The 16,346-nt window shown below is 59.0% G+C and carries 14 protein-coding genes and 1 riboswitch; of the genes, 3 read left to right on the top strand and 11 right to left on the bottom strand.

Translation table 11 applies throughout. The features are described from left to right. Positions 1 to 22: 22 nt before the first annotated feature. Positions 23 to 120: riboswitch (TPP riboswitch) on the top strand. 34 nt (positions 121 to 154) lie between these two features. The 3 genes from thiM to fbaB all read left to right on the top strand — a co-directional run bounded on the left by thiM (position 155) and on the right by fbaB (position 2,950). Then, entirely contained in the window at positions 155 to 946 is a 792-nt protein-coding gene (thiM, locus tag ID864_RS08040) for a hydroxyethylthiazole kinase (protein WP_048915548.1), read from the top strand. Continuing rightward, positions 943 to 1,743, top strand: coding sequence for a bifunctional hydroxymethylpyrimidine kinase/phosphomethylpyrimidine kinase (gene thiD, locus ID864_RS08035; protein ID WP_191149697.1), 801 nt, complete (start codon positions 943 to 945; stop codon positions 1,741 to 1,743). Before thiM ends, thiD begins: the two co-directional genes overlap by 4 nt. A gap of 154 nt (positions 1,744 to 1,897) precedes the next feature. Further along, a complete protein-coding gene (gene fbaB, locus ID864_RS08030; RefSeq protein WP_048915550.1) occupies positions 1,898 to 2,950 on the top strand; it encodes a class I fructose-bisphosphate aldolase in 1,053 nt (350 codons plus the stop codon). Between the two features lie 88 nt (positions 2,951 to 3,038). Here fbaB and ID864_RS08025 read toward each other — a convergent pair whose 3' ends face one another. From ID864_RS08025 to mdtD, 11 genes are all read right to left on the bottom strand, one after another. After that, positions 3,039 to 3,719, bottom strand: coding sequence for a GntR family transcriptional regulator (locus ID864_RS08025; protein WP_048915551.1), 681 nt, complete (start codon positions 3,717 to 3,719; stop codon positions 3,039 to 3,041). A 91-nt stretch (positions 3,720 to 3,810) separates the two neighbouring features. Then, positions 3,811 to 5,274, bottom strand: coding sequence for a mannitol dehydrogenase family protein (locus ID864_RS08020; RefSeq protein WP_048915552.1), 1,464 nt, complete (start codon positions 5,272 to 5,274; stop codon positions 3,811 to 3,813). A gap of 43 nt (positions 5,275 to 5,317) precedes the next feature. Beyond that, positions 5,318 to 6,601: an MFS transporter gene (locus tag ID864_RS08015; protein WP_191149696.1), complete on the bottom strand. Its 1,284-nt coding sequence runs from the start codon at positions 6,599 to 6,601 to the stop codon at positions 5,318 to 5,320. Positions 6,602 to 6,694: 93 nt separating this feature from the next. Next, positions 6,695 to 7,705, bottom strand: a complete 1,011-nt coding sequence (locus tag ID864_RS08010) for a Zn-dependent oxidoreductase (RefSeq protein ID WP_191149695.1) — start codon at positions 7,703 to 7,705, stop codon at positions 6,695 to 6,697. A 10-nt stretch (positions 7,706 to 7,715) separates the two neighbouring features. After that, positions 7,716 to 8,930, bottom strand: coding sequence for a D-mannonate dehydratase ManD (manD, locus tag ID864_RS08005; protein WP_048915555.1), 1,215 nt, complete (start codon positions 8,928 to 8,930; stop codon positions 7,716 to 7,718). A 328-nt stretch (positions 8,931 to 9,258) separates the two neighbouring features. Beyond that, a complete protein-coding gene (locus ID864_RS08000) occupies positions 9,259 to 9,714 on the bottom strand; it encodes a hypothetical protein (RefSeq protein WP_048915556.1) in 456 nt (151 codons plus the stop codon). Between the two features lie 181 nt (positions 9,715 to 9,895). Continuing rightward, on the bottom strand, positions 9,896 to 10,795 hold the full coding sequence (gene yegS, locus ID864_RS07995; protein ID WP_191149694.1) for a lipid kinase YegS: 900 nt from the start codon (positions 10,793 to 10,795) through the stop codon (positions 9,896 to 9,898). A 368-nt stretch (positions 10,796 to 11,163) separates the two neighbouring features. Beyond that, a complete protein-coding gene (trhP, locus tag ID864_RS07990) occupies positions 11,164 to 12,546 on the bottom strand; it encodes a prephenate-dependent tRNA uridine(34) hydroxylase TrhP (RefSeq protein WP_191149693.1) in 1,383 nt (460 codons plus the stop codon). A 281-nt stretch (positions 12,547 to 12,827) separates the two neighbouring features. Continuing rightward, positions 12,828 to 13,535 carry an envelope stress response regulator BaeR gene (gene baeR / locus ID864_RS07985; protein ID WP_048915558.1) on the bottom strand — a complete coding sequence of 236 codons (708 nt, stop codon included), beginning with the start codon at positions 13,533 to 13,535 and terminating at the stop codon, positions 12,828 to 12,830. Positions 13,536 to 13,549: 14 nt separating this feature from the next. Next, positions 13,550 to 14,935, bottom strand: a complete 1,386-nt coding sequence (gene baeS / locus ID864_RS07980) for an envelope stress sensor histidine kinase BaeS (RefSeq protein WP_099754688.1) — start codon at positions 14,933 to 14,935, stop codon at positions 13,550 to 13,552. Then, complete coding sequence (gene mdtD / locus ID864_RS07975) at positions 14,936 to 16,345, bottom strand: multidrug transporter subunit MdtD (protein WP_099754689.1); 1,410 nt, start codon at positions 16,343 to 16,345, stop codon at positions 14,936 to 14,938. Between the last annotated feature and the right edge of the window lies 1 nt (position 16,346).

Genomic DNA, 16,346 nt, shown 5'->3' with positions numbered 1-16,346 from the left:
GAATTCGAAAATTTAAAGATTTATCAATGACTCGGGGTGCCAGACCAACCGTCCGGCTGAGAAAAACCCGCATAACCTGAACTGGATAATGCCAGCGTAGGGAAGTCAGATGCCCGACCGGCATCGCCTTCTTGATCGCCGGTTGGGAGTAATCATGATCCAACCTCAAAGCCTCAGCCACGCCGACGTGGCCCACTCTCTGGCGCTGTTTCGCCAAAAATCACCGTTAATCCACTGTATGACCAATGACGTGGTGCAAACCTTTACTGCCAACGTGCTGCTGGCGCTGGGGGCCTCCCCGGCGATGGTGATCGACCCGGATGAAGCCGCGCAGTTCAGCGCCATCGCCGATGCCTTACTGGTCAACGTCGGCACGCTAACGCATTCGCGCAGTGACGCGATGCGTGCGGCGATCGGCGCGGCGAATGGCGCCGGACACGCCTGGACGCTGGACCCGGTGGCGGTCGGCGCGCTGGATTTCCGCAGTGAATTCTGTCAGCGGCTGCTGGCGAGCAGGCCCGCCGCGATCCGCGGTAATGCTTCCGAAATTATGGCGCTGGCAAAACAGGCGGTCAGCGGGCGTGGCGTCGACAGCCTGCATCCGTCGGATGCAGCGTTACAGGCCGCCGAAACCCTAGCGCTTGCCAGCGGCGCGGTGATTGCTGTAACCGGCGAGGTCGATTTTGTCACCGACGGGCAGCGCACGCTAAGCGTAAGCGGCGGTTCGCCCTTGATGACTCGCGTGGTGGGTACCGGCTGTGCACTGTCGGCGGTGGTGGCCGGGTTTGCCGCGCTGCCGGGCGACCGTCTGGTGAATGTCGCCAGCGCCTGCCGCGTGGTGTCGCTGGCTGGCGAGCGTGCTGCCGCGCAGGTGAAGGGGCCGGGCAGCTTTATCCCGGCGTTTCTCGATGCCCTGTACCAACTCAATCCGGAGGCGCTGGTATGAAACGTATTAACGCCATGACTATTGCCGGTACCGACCCGAGCGGCGGGGCGGGTATTCAAGCCGATCTTAAGGCGTTCTCCGCGCTGGGCGCTTACGGCACCAGCGTGATCACCGCGCTGGTGGCGCAAAACACTACCGGGGTGCATTCGGTGTATCGCATTGAGCCGGATTTTGTCGCCGCGCAGCTGGATTCGGTGCTGTCCGACGTGCGCATCGACACCATTAAAATCGGCATGCTGGCGGAAAGTGCCATCGTCGACGTGGTGGCCGATCGCCTGAAGGGTGCCAGCGCACCGTGGGTGGTGCTGGATACGGTGATGCTGGCGAAAAGCGGCGATCCGCTGCTCTCGGTGGAGGCCGTTGCCACGCTACGCGAACGCCTGCTGCCGCAGGTAGCGTTGATCACCCCAAACCTGCCTGAAGCCGCGGCTCTGTTACAGTGCCAGCCCGCGCGCAACGAAACCGAGATGCGCGCACAAGGGCGGGCGCTGCTGGCGCTCGGCTGCCAGGCGGTGCTGATGAAGGGCGGCCACCTCAGCGAAGAGGAGAGCCCTGACTGGCTATTAACCCGCGAGTTAGAACAGCGCTTCACCGCACCGCGTATTAACACGCGCAACACCCACGGCACCGGCTGCACGCTCTCGGCGGCGCTGGCAGCGCTGCGTCCGCGCCATGATAACTGGGTAACGACGGTGCAGGCCGCCAAGCAGTGGCTGCAGGGGGCGCTGGAGCAGGCTGACTCGCTGGAGGTCGGCCACGGGCACGGCCCGGTGCACCATTTCCATCAGTGGTGGTAGCGCACAGCCCCTCACGCTTTTTAGTGCGGATCCTTCTGAAAAATGGAGTCAGCAATTTGCCTTAATGGCCGTTTTGGGTTCACCCTGTTGAGGTCAGTCAGTCTGACCCGCGGGCCGCTTCGCTGCGGCCTCCACAACTTTGACAGGAGTTACCATGACGGACATCGTACAGTTATTGGGCAAAGAAGCAGACTCTCTTTTGCAACATCGCTGCATGACTATTCCAGCGGACAGCCTCTATCTCCCGGGCGCGGATTATGTTGATCGGGTGATGGTGGATAATAACCGCCCGCCTGCGGTACTGCGCAATATGCAAACCCTGTACAACACCGGACGTTTAGCCGGGACAGGTTACCTCTCTATCCTGCCAGTCGATCAGGGCGTTGAGCACTCTGCGGGCGCCTCCTTCGCCGCCAATCCCCTCTATTTTGATCCGAAAAATATCGTGGAGCTGGCGATTGAAGCCGGATGCAACTGCGTGGCGTCCACCTATGGCGTGCTGGCGTCGGTATCGCGCCGCTATGCCCACCGCATTCCGTTTATGGTCAAGCTGAACCACAACGAAACCCTCAGCTACCCAACGCAGTACGACCAGACCCTGTACGCCAGCGTCGAGCAGGCGTTCAATCTTGGTGCGGTGGCGGTCGGTGCCACGATTTATTTCGGTTCTGAGCAGTCGCGTCGCCAGATTGAGGAGATCTCCGCCGCGTTTGAGCGCGCGCATGAGCTGGGAATGGTCACCGTGCTATGGGCCTACCTGCGCAACGATAGCTTCAAGAAGGAGGGGGTGGATTACCACGCCAGCGCCGATCTGACCGGCCAGGCCAACCATCTGGCCGCCACCATCGGGGCGGATATCGTTAAGCAGAAGATGGCGGAGAATAACGGCGGCTACCAGGCGCTGAAGTTCGGTCATACCGACGAGCGCGTTTACAGCAAACTGACCAGTGATAATCCTATCGATCTGGTGCGTTATCAGTTGGCGAACTGCTATATGGGCCGCGCCGGGCTGATTAACTCCGGTGGTGCAGCAGCAGGGGAGACGGATACCGCCGAATCGGTGCGTACCGCGGTGATCAACAAACGTGCGGGTGGCATGGGGTTAATCCTTGGCCGCAAGGCGTTTAAGAAGTCGATGAAAGAGGGCGTGGCGCTGATTAATTCGGTGCAGGATGTGTATCTGGCGAAGAACGTGACTATCGCTTGAGGTAAAACGGGCTGACCGAAAAAGAGGGTCAGCCCCTACAAAATTCCGTAGGGGTCGACCATTTTTTCCGGTCGACCCGTGACAGATTTCACAGCGCTTCAAACCACTCGCTGTTCTGCTCGGCAATCGGAGTGATGGAGAAGATCATCTCCTGCAGATGACGGCGCAGCGCACTTTCGGCGGCATCGGCATCGCGCGCGCGCAGCGCCTGATATATCAGCTGGTGCTGCTCAATCAGGCTTTCGGGCGGGGAGACTTTGCTCAGCGTCAGGAAGCGCACACGGTCCATGGTGGCTTTGATATTTTCCACCGTCTCCCATGCCAGCTCACAGTGAATACTTTGCGCAATCAGGCGATGAAACTCATCATCCAGCAGCAGGAACGCCTGGCTGTCATGGCGCTCTGCCGCCAGTCTTTGCAGCTGCAGATTGTGCTCCAGCGCCGCCAGGCCGTCTGCACTTGCTTCGACGGCCGCCCGCCGCACGACTGCGACTTCCACCGCCTCACGAATAAATCGCCCATCGGCCACGCGCTGCGCGGAGATTTTACGCACGAAGGTGCCACGCTGCGGCAGTACCTGCACCAGTCCAGCTTCCGCCAGTTTGATAAAGGCTTCACGCACCGGCTGGCGCGAGACGTTGAAGCGCGCAGACACCTCTTTTTCCGACAGCAGCGAACCGGGGTGAATGGCGCAAGTGACGATCTCCTGGCGCAAAAAGCGGTAGATTTGCTGGTTGACCGGTTCACTGGCGGTAATGGTATACGACATTCGGCAACTTCCTTTTGCGGCAGACTCAGCAGCCTGCCTGCGAGCGACGGGAAAGCACCAGTCTAATCAGCATGGCGTTTATGCGCTACCGTTAAACGTCAGCAACCCGCTGATGTACCGTCAGTTTGGCACCCTGGCTGAGCAGCTGCTGGTAAAAATGGTTGACCCGGCTGACAAACTGCGCGCTGGCGGGTAAATCTTCACCAAATACGTTAGTCATCGCCAGTAATGCACTCACGCGCTCCTGACCTTCGCTGCTGGATGCCACACGCTGCGCCAGATCGTCACGCAGCGGGTCGTTAATCGCGATGGGCTCTCCCCGTTCGTTCTTGCCAGCGACATAGCGGATCCAGCCCGCCACGCCAAGCGCCAGCAGGTCAAAGTTGCTGCCGTTGGCGAGGTGCCAGCGAATACTGTCCAGCCAGCGCTGCGGCAGCTTCTGACTGCCATCGTTGGCAATCTGCGCGGTGCGGTGCTTAATTGCGCGGTTGCTGTAGCGGGCTATCAGGGAATCGGCGTAGGCCGTCAGGTCCACGCCCTGAGTGCGCAGCGTCGGCGCCTGCTGGTCGAGCATCAGCTGGCGTGCGGCCTGTTTAAATTTGGCATCGGCCATACAGTCGCTGATATGTTCATAGCCCGCCAGATTGCCGAGGTAAGCGAGAAAAGAGTGGCTGCCGTTCAGCATGCGCAGCTTCATCTCTTCGAACGGCAGTACGTCGGTAACCAGCTCTGCTCCAGCCAGCTCCCAGGCCGGGCGCCCGCTGACAAAATTATCCTCAATCACCCATTGGAAAAAGGGTTCACAGGCCACGGCTACCGGGTCTTCGCAGCCCAGCTTATCGTGCAGGGCGCGGTGAGTGTCATCCGTCATCGCCGGAACGATACGGTCAACCATGGTCGACGGGAAAGTCAGGTTCTGCGCAATCCAGTCGGCCAGTTCGGGCTGCTGCTGGCGGGCCAGTGCGCTGATAACCTGGCGCGTGACGTGGCCGTTTTCTGGCATATTGTCACAGGACATCACGCTGAAAGGAGCCAGCCCCAGCTCGCGGCGGCGGCGGATGGCGGCAAGAATAATGCCCGGCAGCGACTCAGGCGCATCCGGATGGGCCAGATCGTGCACGATAGCCGGGTGTTCAAGGTTCAGCTTGCCGCTGGCCGGATGATGGCAGTAGCCTTTTTCCGTCACGGTCATCGAAACAATCGCCACATCCGGCTGGCACAGTGCATCCAGCACCGCACTGATGCCGTCGGACTGGCCGTGCAGAGCGGCGGTCACCACGCCAATGACCCGCAGATTGAGGCGGTCATCGGCCATCTCTGCCACGCTGTAGCACAGCTGCTGCTGGCGCAGAGCCTGAATCAGCTCGCCGCTGTTGAGATTGATTTCACAATAGCCCCAGTCGCTGCCCTGCTCGGCGGCGAGGCGGTCACTGCATACCGCCTGATGAGCGCGGTGGAAAGCACCAAAACCGATATGTACCATGCGGGTGCGCAGCGCCTTACGGTCATACTGCGGGCGCTGTACGTCTTGCGGAAGCTTATCGAGGGAGAGCATAAAACATCCTTAGTTTAGGGCGGGTTATCCCCGCCCGCAGGGGTCACACTGAAACCGGGGTGTTATGGGTTTTCGGCGGTTTAATCACCAGTAGTACCAGCAGCGCGCCCAGCGCGGCCACGCAGCCGGCGAGGATAAAGGCGCTGTCAAACTTGCCGGTGTGCTGCACGATATAGCCGGTGACAATCGGGCCAACGATACCGGACAGGCTGCCAATCAGATGGATAAAACCACTGATACTGCCTACGCGGCTCTTATGCACCACGTCCTGAATAATCGCCCAGTAAATGGCCCCGGTGATATACAGGAAGAAGATGGAAACCGACATCAGGCCAACCGCCGACGTTACCTCTTTTACCGTACCCGCCAGGCCGACACAAATCGCCGCTGCCATTAACGAGACCACCAGCACAATTTTGCGGGCAAGCAGTAACTTACCGGTGACTTTAAAGATCTTGTCTGAAATGATCCCACCCAGCGCCAGGCCGACGAAACCGACAATCCACGGGATCATGGTGGTGATGCTCATCGCCTTAATATCCAGCCCGTGCGCCTGTACCAGATAGGCCGGGAACCAGCTCAGGAAGAAGAAGAGAATATAGTTGTAGCAGAAGAAGGCGAACGCCGTGACCAGAATGATCGGCTGGCGCAGGTAGTAGCCGAGCCCGTGCTGCGACTGCGACAGCTCCTCTTCCGCACTGAGCTGCTCATCTTTCATCTGCGCAATCAGGGCGCGCTCACGCTCGCTGATGATTTTGCTTTTTAGCGGGTTATCCGAGGCGATAAAGAACCACACCACCATCCAGACGATGCCGATGCTGCAGATAATGGCAAACGCCGGGCGCCAGCCAAAGGCGAGGGCGAGGTAGCCAATAATCGGCCCCGCCACGGCCCCGCCGAGCGGAGAACCCGCGCTAAGCAGCCCCATCGCGGTTGCCGCCTGTTTTTTCGGGAACCAGCCGTTAATGGCCTTGTTAGCCGAGGCGCAGATAGGCCCTTCCGCCATGCCGAACAGCACGCGCAGGATCAGCATCGACCAGAAGCCGGTCGCCAGCGCGGTGAAGCCGCAGAACAGCGACCACATCCCGACGGCGACGCCGAGGGTCAGCGTTGGGCCGAATTTGTCGGTCGCCAGACCGCCGACAAAGTTAAAAATGGCATAGCCGAAGAAGAAGCTGCCGAAAATCAGGCCAAACTCTTCGGCGTTCAGCATCAGGTCTTTTTCAATCATCGGCACGGTCAGCGACAGCGCGACGCGGTCGAGATAGTTGATCATGTAAACAAGGAACAGTAATAAGACTATCGTCCAGCGCAGGTTCTTAAACATAGTAATAACTCCGCTTGTTATATTTTTAGTGGGTAGGGTTTGAGGTATTGATATTGACCGCAGGCCGGGAACCGGGCCTGCGGCGTTCTGGTGTTAGCTAACCTGTAAAATCACTTTGCAGCAGCTGCGCGGATCCTTTTCGAACAGCGTCATCGCCTGCTCAATCTGAGTGAGCGGCAGCGTATGGGTAACCAGTTTTTCCGGCTGGATCAGCCCCTGCTCCATCCAGGCAATCACCTCGGGGAAGCGGTGGCTGTTCAGGCGCGAGGTGAACAGCGACAGCTCTTTGCTGGTCAGGCTCTGCTGCGTCACGGTGCACGCCTCGCCGGAGAATCCAAGCAGGCCGATGCGCCCGGCGGGGGAGGCGAGCGCCGCCGCTTCCGCCAAAATCGACGGATGGCAGGCGGCATCGATAATCAGCGTAGGCTGCACGCCATTCAGCTGTTCTGCCAGCGGCGTTTCGCCATTATTCAGCACCAGGTCCGCGCCATTGGCTTTGGCCATCGCCAGTCGCTCATCCAGCCGATCGGCGACAATCACTTGCCTGACCTTATACACGCCTTTCAGCACCTGAATGGCGGTCAGCCCCATCGGACCGGAGCCGTAAATCAGCGCCACGTCATCCGGCTGCGGCTTAAGGAACGCGGTGATATTGGCGGCGATGGTAAACGGCTCAACCAGGCTGGCCAGCGTATCAGGGATGGCTGCCGGCAGAGTGTAAGCATTGCCCGCCGGGGCCAGCGCATACTCGCTGAAGCCGCCGTCGCGATGTACGCCAATCACCTGCAGCTCGCGACAGACGTTAGGGCGGCCGATGGAGCAGGGGTAGCAGTGGCCGCAGCTCACTACCGGGTCCACCGCCACACGTTCGCCGATGCGCGCAGCATCCACCCCGTCGCCGACGGCGTCAATTACGCCAAAAAACTCATGGCCGATAACGCGCGGATAGCGGGCAAAGGGGTTGTGGCCGTGCCAGATATGCACGTCAGAGCCGCAGATGCTGGCGTAGCGCACCTTGACGCGCACTTCACCCGTGGACGGGGCGAGCAGCGGGCGCTCCTGCAGCTGCAGTTCGCCCGGGCGTTCAATCACCACACTTTTCATTGTTCTCTCCTTACCAGTTCCACAGGGTGCCGTCTTCCAGGCGTGCCACCGGCAGATACGCAGGTTCGTAGGGATATTTCGCCGCCAGCTTCTCATCAAACTCAATGCCGAGGCCCGGCTTGTCGCCCGGATGCATATAGCCGTTGTCGAAGCTCCAGCTGTTCGGGAACACCTCCAGCATCTGCTCCGAATAGCCCATATACTCCTGCACGCCAAAGTTAGGCACCCAGAGGTCAAAGTGCAGCGCCGCCGCCATGCAGATTGGCGACAGGTCGGACGGGCCGTGTGAGCCGGTACGAACCTGGTAGAGCGAGGCAAAGTCGGCGATACGGCGCATCCCGGTGATGCCGCCCGCGTGGGTAATAGTGGTGCGGATATAGTCGATCAGCTGCTCTTCAATCAGCTGCTTGCAGTCCCAGATGCTGTTAAACACCTCGCCGACGGCAATCGGCGTGACGGTGTGCTGGCGGATAAGGCGGAAGCTCTCCTGGTTTTCGGCCGGGGTTGGGTCTTCCATCCAGAACAGGCGGTACGCTTCCACGCTTTTGCCAAAGCGCGCCGCTTCAATCGGGGTCAGGCGGTGATGCATATCGTGCAGCAGATGCTCGTTGAAACCAAACTTGTCGCGGATCGCCTCAAACAGCTTCGGCGTGAAGTCGAGGTATTTCTCGGTCGACCACAGCTGCTCTTCCGGGCGGGCACCTTTGGTGGCGGGTTCATAAGCTTCACCTTTCCCCTTCGCCATGCCGTAGGTGGTTTTCATCCCCGGCACGCCGCACTGAGCGCGGATCGCCTTAAAGCCCAGCTCCTGGTGCTTGGCATAGTCGTCCATCACTTCATCAATGCTATGGCCGGTGGTATGGCAGTAAACCATCACCCCGGTGCGTGATGCGCCGCCCAGCAGCTGGTAAACCGGCATATTCGCCGCTTTCCCTTTGATATCCCACAGTGCCTGGTCCACGGCAGAGATCGCCGACATGGTGACCGGGCCACGACGCCAGTAAGCGCCCTTATAGAAGAACTGCCAGATATCTTCAATCTGGTGCGCATTGCGGCCAATCAGCTGTGGGCAGACGTGATCTTTCAGGTAGGAGGCAACGGGCAGCTCACGCCCGTTGAGTGTGGCATCGCCGACGCCGGTCAGCCCCTGGTCAGTGGTGATTTTAACGGTGACAAAGTTCCTGCCTGGGCAGGTAACAAAGACTTCTGCTTTAACAATTTTCATTCTGAGTTCGCCTTGTGCGCTGACAATGGTGAAAAAATACGCTCTTAGCGTACTACCATACAAGTTGCTCATGCAGAATTCGCGAAGGGGATCACATTTGCTTAACATGGGTGGCGTGAGAGAAAAGCGCCGGTTGGCGCTTATCAGATAGTGGAAAATCGGTTACTTGCTGGCAGAGGAGTTAGCCTGCGCGGCGGCGGCTGCCTTCGCCGCTTCTTCGGCCTGCCAGGCATCCCAGGCTTCTCCGGCCCGCATCATCATCGCAGTGAGAATCCTGAGAGATCTTTGCGCCGCCTCTTCATCTTCTTTTCGCTCAGCTTCTTTTTGCTCAGCGGTAACAGTATTTTGTCCGTATAACATATCCCCTCCCGATGGGTTTAAAGCCTGATTCCAGAGTATTTCCCCTGGCGTGGTGTTTTTTAATGATGCGTTGATAAATCGCAGCCAGCTTAATATCGCTGGCGGCGAAGATATACATACCAGCATTAAATTCCTCAAGGTGTGCAATTAATGCTTTCTCAATCTGGCGAATAACCTGTATTGCTGACACCTGGCCAGGCAACGCCCGTGCATATAACTGCTTCGCTAAGCGGTTCGCTTTAATATCAAAGCTAACTTCATACGCGCCATTTTTACTCAGGATAAAGCCTTCCTGCAGGCTGATACTGGCCTGATCGGTACGGGTGACCTGCTCGATATTTATCTCATATTCAATCCCCCGCGAGGCGAAATGATAAATATAGGTTATCCGGTTAGTGTGATAGTAAAAAGTCTTAAATTCCATTCTTGCAATCGGCCCTGTCGTCCGCAGAATAATAACGCCTGCTCATCTACAACGAATAATAACGATTACAACTTACCGGTCTATTTAAAGTTTTGATGAAAGGAATAAAACGGAAGGCGTGCCGCAAAATAATGATCGGTAATGATATTAGGCCGACCGTTTTGCGATCGGCCTTCAGGGGTTAGGCTAACAGTTCGCAGGAAGGTGGCAGGCGGCACTCCAGCGCGTCCGGCATCACCTCAATACGGAATTCCGTTCCGCTCAGGGGTTCGCCGTCGAGATTAAAGGTCATCTCATTTGGCGCACGGATAGTCAGCCACGGCAGGGAAGCGGTGATCAGGTTCGGGTTTTCTTCGTCGCTGGTCAGCTTGTGAATGAGGGTGGGCAGCAGCTCCTGCGAGGTGGCGATGCTCAGCTCCAGCCTGCCGTCATTAATCAGCGCGGTCGGGCACAGGCGCTGCCCACCCCCGGCCTGGCGCCCGTTACCGATGCCAATCACCAGCGCGTCACCCTGCCAGTGAAAATCCGGGCCTTGCAGCGTGCAGCTGTCGGCTTTTAGAGTATCCATGCGCATCAGACCATGAATAAAGTAGGAGACGCCGCCGAGTGCCGACTTTAGCTTTTCCGGGGTTTCGGTGGTAATGCGCGTACCGAAGCCGCCGGTCGCCATATTGATAAAGTAGCGGTCGTTATTGACGCGGGCGATGTCGATAGGCGTGGCTTTACCAAGAATGGCCAGGCGCAGCGCATTTTCCATCTCCAGCGGGATACCCGCACTGGTGGCGAAGTCGTTGGCCGTACCCAGTGGCACCAGGCCCAGCACCGGCCGGTGTTGCGGCGCCAGACGGGCCAGCGCGGTGGCGATCTCATTGATGGTGCCGTCGCCGCCCGCGGCAATCACGGTGCTGGCCTGCAGCGCTACCGCTTCGTGCACGTAGCGTTCGCCGTCGCCGTGTTCCCAGGTAACGCGTACCTCCAGCGGGAAGCCCTGCTGGCGCAAAGTGCTAATCGCCGCGCGCAGCTCTTCATTACCAGCGCTTTTACCGTTGAGGATCGCCAGGGTAAGTGAATGTTTTTCCATTTTTAATTCCTGATGGCGTTTGCAGTTTGCATCAAGATATAGCATATCCTGGCGCCTGGGGGTAACGCAGGGGGACAACGTCTGAAAAATTTGGGCATGAAAAAAAGAAATGGCCCGCACGGGGGAGCCGGGCGAGCCAAATGAGGTGGTTTCTGACCACTATCTTTCAAGCCGCAGAGGCGTTAGCGGCGTTCTCTCATCCCAGTCACTTACTGGTGTAAGCTCCGGGGGATGCGTTCGCTTGCTGCCTTCCTGCAACTGGAAATCTCTGGGTCAGAGGGTGCTATTTGGATTTGTTCGTTAGGAGCGGGAGCATCATAACCAGGAATGTCCTGAGGTTATGTGACCAGATTCTAATATCAGTAACATTATGTGACTTCTTTTGCCAAGTCGACCGCATGGGGGGAGCGGGTAGTGGTGCCTGACAGATTGCGCATCAGCAGGGCGTATTGCAGATCCACCGCCTCCGGAAGCGGCAGCCACACCAGATGACCGTTGCCCGGAGCAACCTCAATCGGCTGCGCCTTGCCGTTTTCCATCTGTGCCAGGGTGAAATTGATATTGCCCGCCGGGGTCATCAGTTCCAGGCTATCGCCCACGCTGAATTTGTTCTTCACATCGACCTGGGCCAGCGCACCGCGCCGCTCGCCGGTAAATTCCCCGACAAACTGCTGACGGTCGGAGACGGAGTACCCGGCATCATAGCTTTGGTAGCTATCGTGCGTGTGGCGGCGCAGAAACCCTTCGGTATAGCCGCGGTGCGCCAACCCTTCCAGCGTTTCCAGCAGGGCAGGGTCGAACGGTTTTCCGGCGGCTGCGTCATCAATCGCCCGGCGATAAACCTGAGCGGTGCGGGCGCAGTAGTAGAACGACTTGGTGCGCCCCTCGATCTTTAGTGAGTGGACGCCCATCCGCGTCAGGCGCTCAACGTGCGCCACCGCGCGCAGATCCTTTGAGTTCATAATATAGGTGCCGTGCTCATCTTCGAAGGCGGTCATATATTCGCCGGGGCGCATCGCTTCTTCGATCATAAACACTTTATCGGTTGGCTCACCGACGCCCAGCGTGGGTTCAGCGTTGCGCACCGCAATCGGCTGCTGGCGATGAACGATATTGCCGACGGCATCCTCTTTACCTTCCTGCACGTTGTATTCCCAGCGGCAGGCGTTGGTGCAGGTTCCCTGGTTCGGGTCACGCTTGTTGATGTAGCCGGAGAGCAGGCAGCGGCCGGAATAAGCCATACACAGTGCGCCATGTACGAAGATCTCCAGCTCCATCTCCGGCACCTGCTGGCGGATCTCGTCAATCTCTTCCAGCGACAGTTCGCGCGACAGGATTGCCCGCGTCAGCCCCATCTGCTGCCAGAATTTCACCGTTGCCCAGTTGACGGCGTTGGCCTGCACCGACAGGTGGATATCAATCTGCGGGAAGGCTTCGCGCACCAGCATAATCAGCCCGGGATCGGACATAATCAGCGCATCCGGCCCCATCGCCACCACTGGCTGCAGGTCGCGAATAAACGTTTTTAGCTTGGCGTTATGTGGGGCGATGTTCACCACCACGTAGAATTTTTTACCGAGCGCGTGGGCTTCATTGATGCCGATGGCGAGGTTGTGATGATTAAATTCATTATTGCGCACGCGCAGGCTATAGCGAGGCTGACCGGCATACACTGCGTCTGCGCCATACGCAAAAGCGTAACGCATATTTTTCAGGGTGCCGGCCGGAGAAAGCAGTTCCGGTTTATGCATGATGTCTCAGTCTGATGTCAGGTCAGAAATTGCAATTAAGTGATTTAGGTGCGGGTCAGGCATGCCTGACCCCTACGGGCTGACGCAGGTCTGCGTAATCGCAGCGGCGAGGCATGCCTGACCCCTACGGGCTGGCGCAGGTCTGCGTAATCGCAGCGGCGAGGCATGCCTGACCCCTGCGGGCTGGCGCAGGTCTGCTTAATCGTAGCGGCGAGGCATGCCTCGCCCGATGTGTTGCCCGGCGGGGGATTGTACTGGCGGGAATCGCGGCGGGATTTGATCTAAATCAAACGACAGACATCGGCTTCCCAGCGATAGCCCATGCCGTACACGGCGCGGATAAAGGGCTGGTCGGCGTCGAGCGACTCCAGCTTGCGGCGCAGATTTTTAATATGGCTGTCGATGGTGCGGTCGGTCACCACGCGATAATCGTCGTACAGGTGGTTTAGCAGCTGTTCGCGGGAAAATACCTTGCCCGGCTCCTGCGCCAGCGTTTTCAGCAGGCGGAACTCCGCCGGAGTGAGGTCGAGAGGTTTTTCGTCCCAGCTGGCCTGAAAGCGGTTTTCATCAACCTTCAGCAGCGAGACTGCCTGTGCTTCTTCCGGCGTTCGCTGGCAGCGTTTCAGAATGGTTTTCACCCGCGCCACCACTTCCCGCGGGCTGAAAGGCTTACAGATGTAATCATCCGCGCCAATCTCCAGCCCCAGCAGGCGATCAATCTCTTCAATTTTTGCCGTAACCATCATCACCGGCAGCTCGGAGAAGCGGCGCAGCTCGCGGCACACTGACAGACCATCCAGCCCCGGCAGCATCAGATCGAGCAGCACCAGGTCCGGCGCATGCTGCTTAATCCAGTCGATGGCTTCATCACCGCGCATCAGATGGTGGGTGCGATAGTTGGCGGCCTGCAGATAATCCACCATCAGCTGGCCAAGTTTCGGTTCATCTTCAACGATTAAGATCAGCGGAGCAGCGTTGTCCGGAAGCATTAAATGAGTCCATATCAGTGAGTCTTATACGGTAAGTGTACCGTAATTCTCACGCCGCCGGCATCGGAGTGCTCCGCAACGATGGTGCCGTCGTGGGCTTCGACAATGTTCTGGCAGATAGCCAGCCCAAGACCAGAACCGCCGCTGGCTCGATTACGCGATCCTTCCGCGCGATAAAAACGCTCAAAAATCTGGCTCCGCTGCTCATCGCTAATACCGGGCGCGCTGTCGTCAAAATGAAGTAAATTGCCGTCCGGCAGGGGTTGCAAACTGATATGCAGCGTGCCGCCGGGGTCGGTATAGCGCAGGCTGTTCTCCATCAGATTGGTAAAGAGCTGTATCAGGCGGTCCGGATCGCCAAACTGCGGCGCGGTCGCCGGCAAATCCAGCGTCAGGGCCAGCGGATGGCGGGCAAAGCGGTGGGAGAAGTTACCGGAAACCAGCTCCAGCAGCGACGCCAGATCGATCTGGCTTTTGCGGTAAGCCAGCGCCCCCTCGTCGGACAACGAGAGCTGGTGCACATCGTCGACCAGCTTGGTCAGCGTCGCGACTTCACCCTGAAGTGAGACAATCGACTCCGGCGTCAGCTTGCGCACCCCGTCCTGAATCGCTTCCAGCTCGCCGCGCAGGATCGCCAGCGGCGTGCGCAGCTCGTGCGAGATATCGGCCATAAAGGCGCGGCGCATGCTTTCGTTTTTCTCCAGCGTGCTGGCAAGGCGGTTAAAGTCCTGCGCCAGCCGCCCAAGCTCATCGCGGCTGGAGGACTCAACCCGGGTGGCGAAATCCCCGGCGGCGAGGTGATGGGTACCGTCGACCAGCCGTTTTACCGGGGCCAACAGGCCGCGCGACATTAGCCAGGTTACCGCTGCGGCCAGCAGCATCGTCAGCCCGACGATCATCCAGCTGGTGCGCTTCTGCTGCTGGTCAAAGTTGATATCGGCGCTGCGCGTCAGGCGCTCGGGCGGCGAGCCAATCACCCAGCCGACCACTTTGCCACTGCTGGTGGTGATATTGCGCCGCGAACCTTCCGGCGGCACTGGCGCGCGCGGCCCCATCATCACGTGATACTGCTGGTCGATAATCCAGAATTGCGTGCGCCAGCCGTGCGGCGGCAGCTGATTACTGGCGTCGGGATTCTGCTCCAGCGAGCGCAGAATATTAAACACCAGCTTATTGTTGTTGCGCAGGAAGTCCCAGTTGCCGTGCTGTTCGTACTGGTCCGCCAGCGCATCGCTCAGCATCATCAGCCGCTGCTCGTTGCCGCGTTTAATGTAATCGATAAAGCCGTGCTCAAAGCTGAGGCGCACCCCCCAGTGCATGGTGATCAGCACCAGCATGCAGGTGGAGAAGATCGCCGCGAACAGCTTGGCGGTGATGCCGATACGTAATTTTGCCAACATTTAATGCTTTCTCCTGCGCGCCAGCAGCGCATTAGGGCCAGTTTCCGCAGGCACGCGCCAGAACACCAGCGCGGGCAGGGCGATAACCAGCGCCATGCAGAAATAAGTGTAAATAAAGGCCTGGTGCACCGTCGGGCTGTCGGTCACCGCCTGGTGGGCAAAGGTGCCGAGCAGCAGCCCGGCGATGGTCACGCCGATACTCATCGACAGCTGCATCACCATCGACAGCAGGCTGTTGCCGCTGCTGGCCAGCTCATCGGGCAGCTCTTTCAGCGTCAGGGTGTTCATCGCCGAGAAGCGGATAGCGTTGACCATGCCCTGTAACAACAGCACCAGCGGCAGCAGCAGGTTCCAGCCCAGCAGCGCTACGGCGGGGAACAGCAGCACCACCAGCGCCAGCCCGAGGGTGGATCCGACCAGCACGTTGCGATAGCCGAAGCGATTAACGATCTGCACGATAATGCGCTTCATGCCCATATTGCCGAGCACCATCGGGATCATCATCAGCCCGGCGTGAAACGGGCTGTAGCCCATGCCGATCTGCAGGAAAATCGGCGTCATAAACGGCAGCATCCCACTGCCAATGCGCCCGGTCAGGCTGCCGAGCAGCCCAATTGAGTAGATGCGGTTGTCAAACAGCTTCAGGCTGAACAGTGCGCGCTCGTTATTGCGCGCATGCAGCAGATAGAACAGCAGGGCGAATACTCCGGCGAGGATCAGCAGGCACAGCAGCAGCGGTGAAATACCTAAGCCGCGCTGGCCGTCAAGCGCCAACGTCAGCGTGGCCATCCCCGCCGCGAGCAGAAAAAAGCCGCTAAAGTCGAAGCGCCGGGTTTGCAGCGTGAAGTTGGGCAGCAGCATCAGCGTGGCGATCGCGCCAACAATGCCCACCGGAATATTAATCAGAAAGATCCAGTGCCAGCTGGCGTACTCGACCAGCACGCCGCCAAGCGCCGGGCCGAGCAGCGGGCCAATCTGCCCCGGCAGCGTGACAAAGGTCATCGCCGCCATATATTGCGCGCGCGGCACCAGCTTCATCACCGTCAGCCGCCCGACCGGCACCATCATTGCCCCGCCGATGCCCTGTACCACGCGCGACAGCAGCAGCTGATCCAGCGTGGCGGAGATCGCGCAGCACAGCGACCCGATGCTGAACAGGATAATCGCGCTAAAGAAGACGTTGCGTACCCCGAAGCGGTCGGCCAGCCAGCCGCTGACCGGCAGCATCACCGCCACCGTCAGCACGTAGGAGACAATCACCGAATGCATATGCAGCGGGCTGACGTTGAGGCTGGCGGCCATCGACGGCAGCGCGGTATTCACGATGGTCGTATCCAGCGCCTGCATAAAAAAGCCGAAGGCAACAATCCACAGCTGCCAGCGTACCGAAGCGGGGGGCGCGTTAGCCATC

Source organism: Erwinia aphidicola (genome assembly GCF_014773485.1).
GTDB lineage: Bacteria > Pseudomonadota > Gammaproteobacteria > Enterobacterales > Enterobacteriaceae > Erwinia > Erwinia aphidicola.
The sequence above is the reverse complement of the archived record's forward strand: the minus strand, read 5'-3'. Positions and strand labels throughout refer to the sequence as shown.

Coding starts and splice junctions, on each gene's coding strand:
- ID864_RS08000 (WP_048915556.1), bottom strand. CDS start 9,714: ATGGAATTTAAGACTTTTTACTATCACACTAACCGGATAACCTATATT.
- ID864_RS08015 (WP_191149696.1), bottom strand. CDS start 6,601: ATGTTTAAGAACCTGCGCTGGACGATAGTCTTATTACTGTTCCTTGTT.
- trhP (WP_191149693.1), bottom strand. CDS start 12,546: ATGCATAAACCGGAACTGCTTTCTCCGGCCGGCACCCTGAAAAATATG.
- mdtD (WP_099754689.1), bottom strand. CDS start 16,345: ATGGCTAACGCGCCCCCCGCTTCGGTACGCTGGCAGCTGTGGATTGTT.
- thiD (WP_191149697.1), top strand. CDS start 943: ATGAAACGTATTAACGCCATGACTATTGCCGGTACCGACCCGAGCGGC.
- thiM (WP_048915548.1), top strand. CDS start 155: ATGATCCAACCTCAAAGCCTCAGCCACGCCGACGTGGCCCACTCTCTG.
- manD (WP_048915555.1), bottom strand. CDS start 8,930: ATGAAAATTGTTAAAGCAGAAGTCTTTGTTACCTGCCCAGGCAGGAAC.
- yegS (WP_191149694.1), bottom strand. CDS start 10,795: ATGGAAAAACATTCACTTACCCTGGCGATCCTCAACGGTAAAAGCGCT.
- fbaB (WP_048915550.1), top strand. CDS start 1,898: ATGACGGACATCGTACAGTTATTGGGCAAAGAAGCAGACTCTCTTTTG.
- ID864_RS08010 (WP_191149695.1), bottom strand. CDS start 7,705: ATGAAAAGTGTGGTGATTGAACGCCCGGGCGAACTGCAGCTGCAGGAG.
- baeS (WP_099754688.1), bottom strand. CDS start 14,935: ATGTTGGCAAAATTACGTATCGGCATCACCGCCAAGCTGTTCGCGGCG.
- ID864_RS08020 (WP_048915552.1), bottom strand. CDS start 5,274: ATGCTCTCCCTCGATAAGCTTCCGCAAGACGTACAGCGCCCGCAGTAT.
- ID864_RS08025 (WP_048915551.1), bottom strand. CDS start 3,719: ATGTCGTATACCATTACCGCCAGTGAACCGGTCAACCAGCAAATCTAC.
- baeR (WP_048915558.1), bottom strand. CDS start 13,535: ATGCTTCCGGACAACGCTGCTCCGCTGATCTTAATCGTTGAAGATGAA.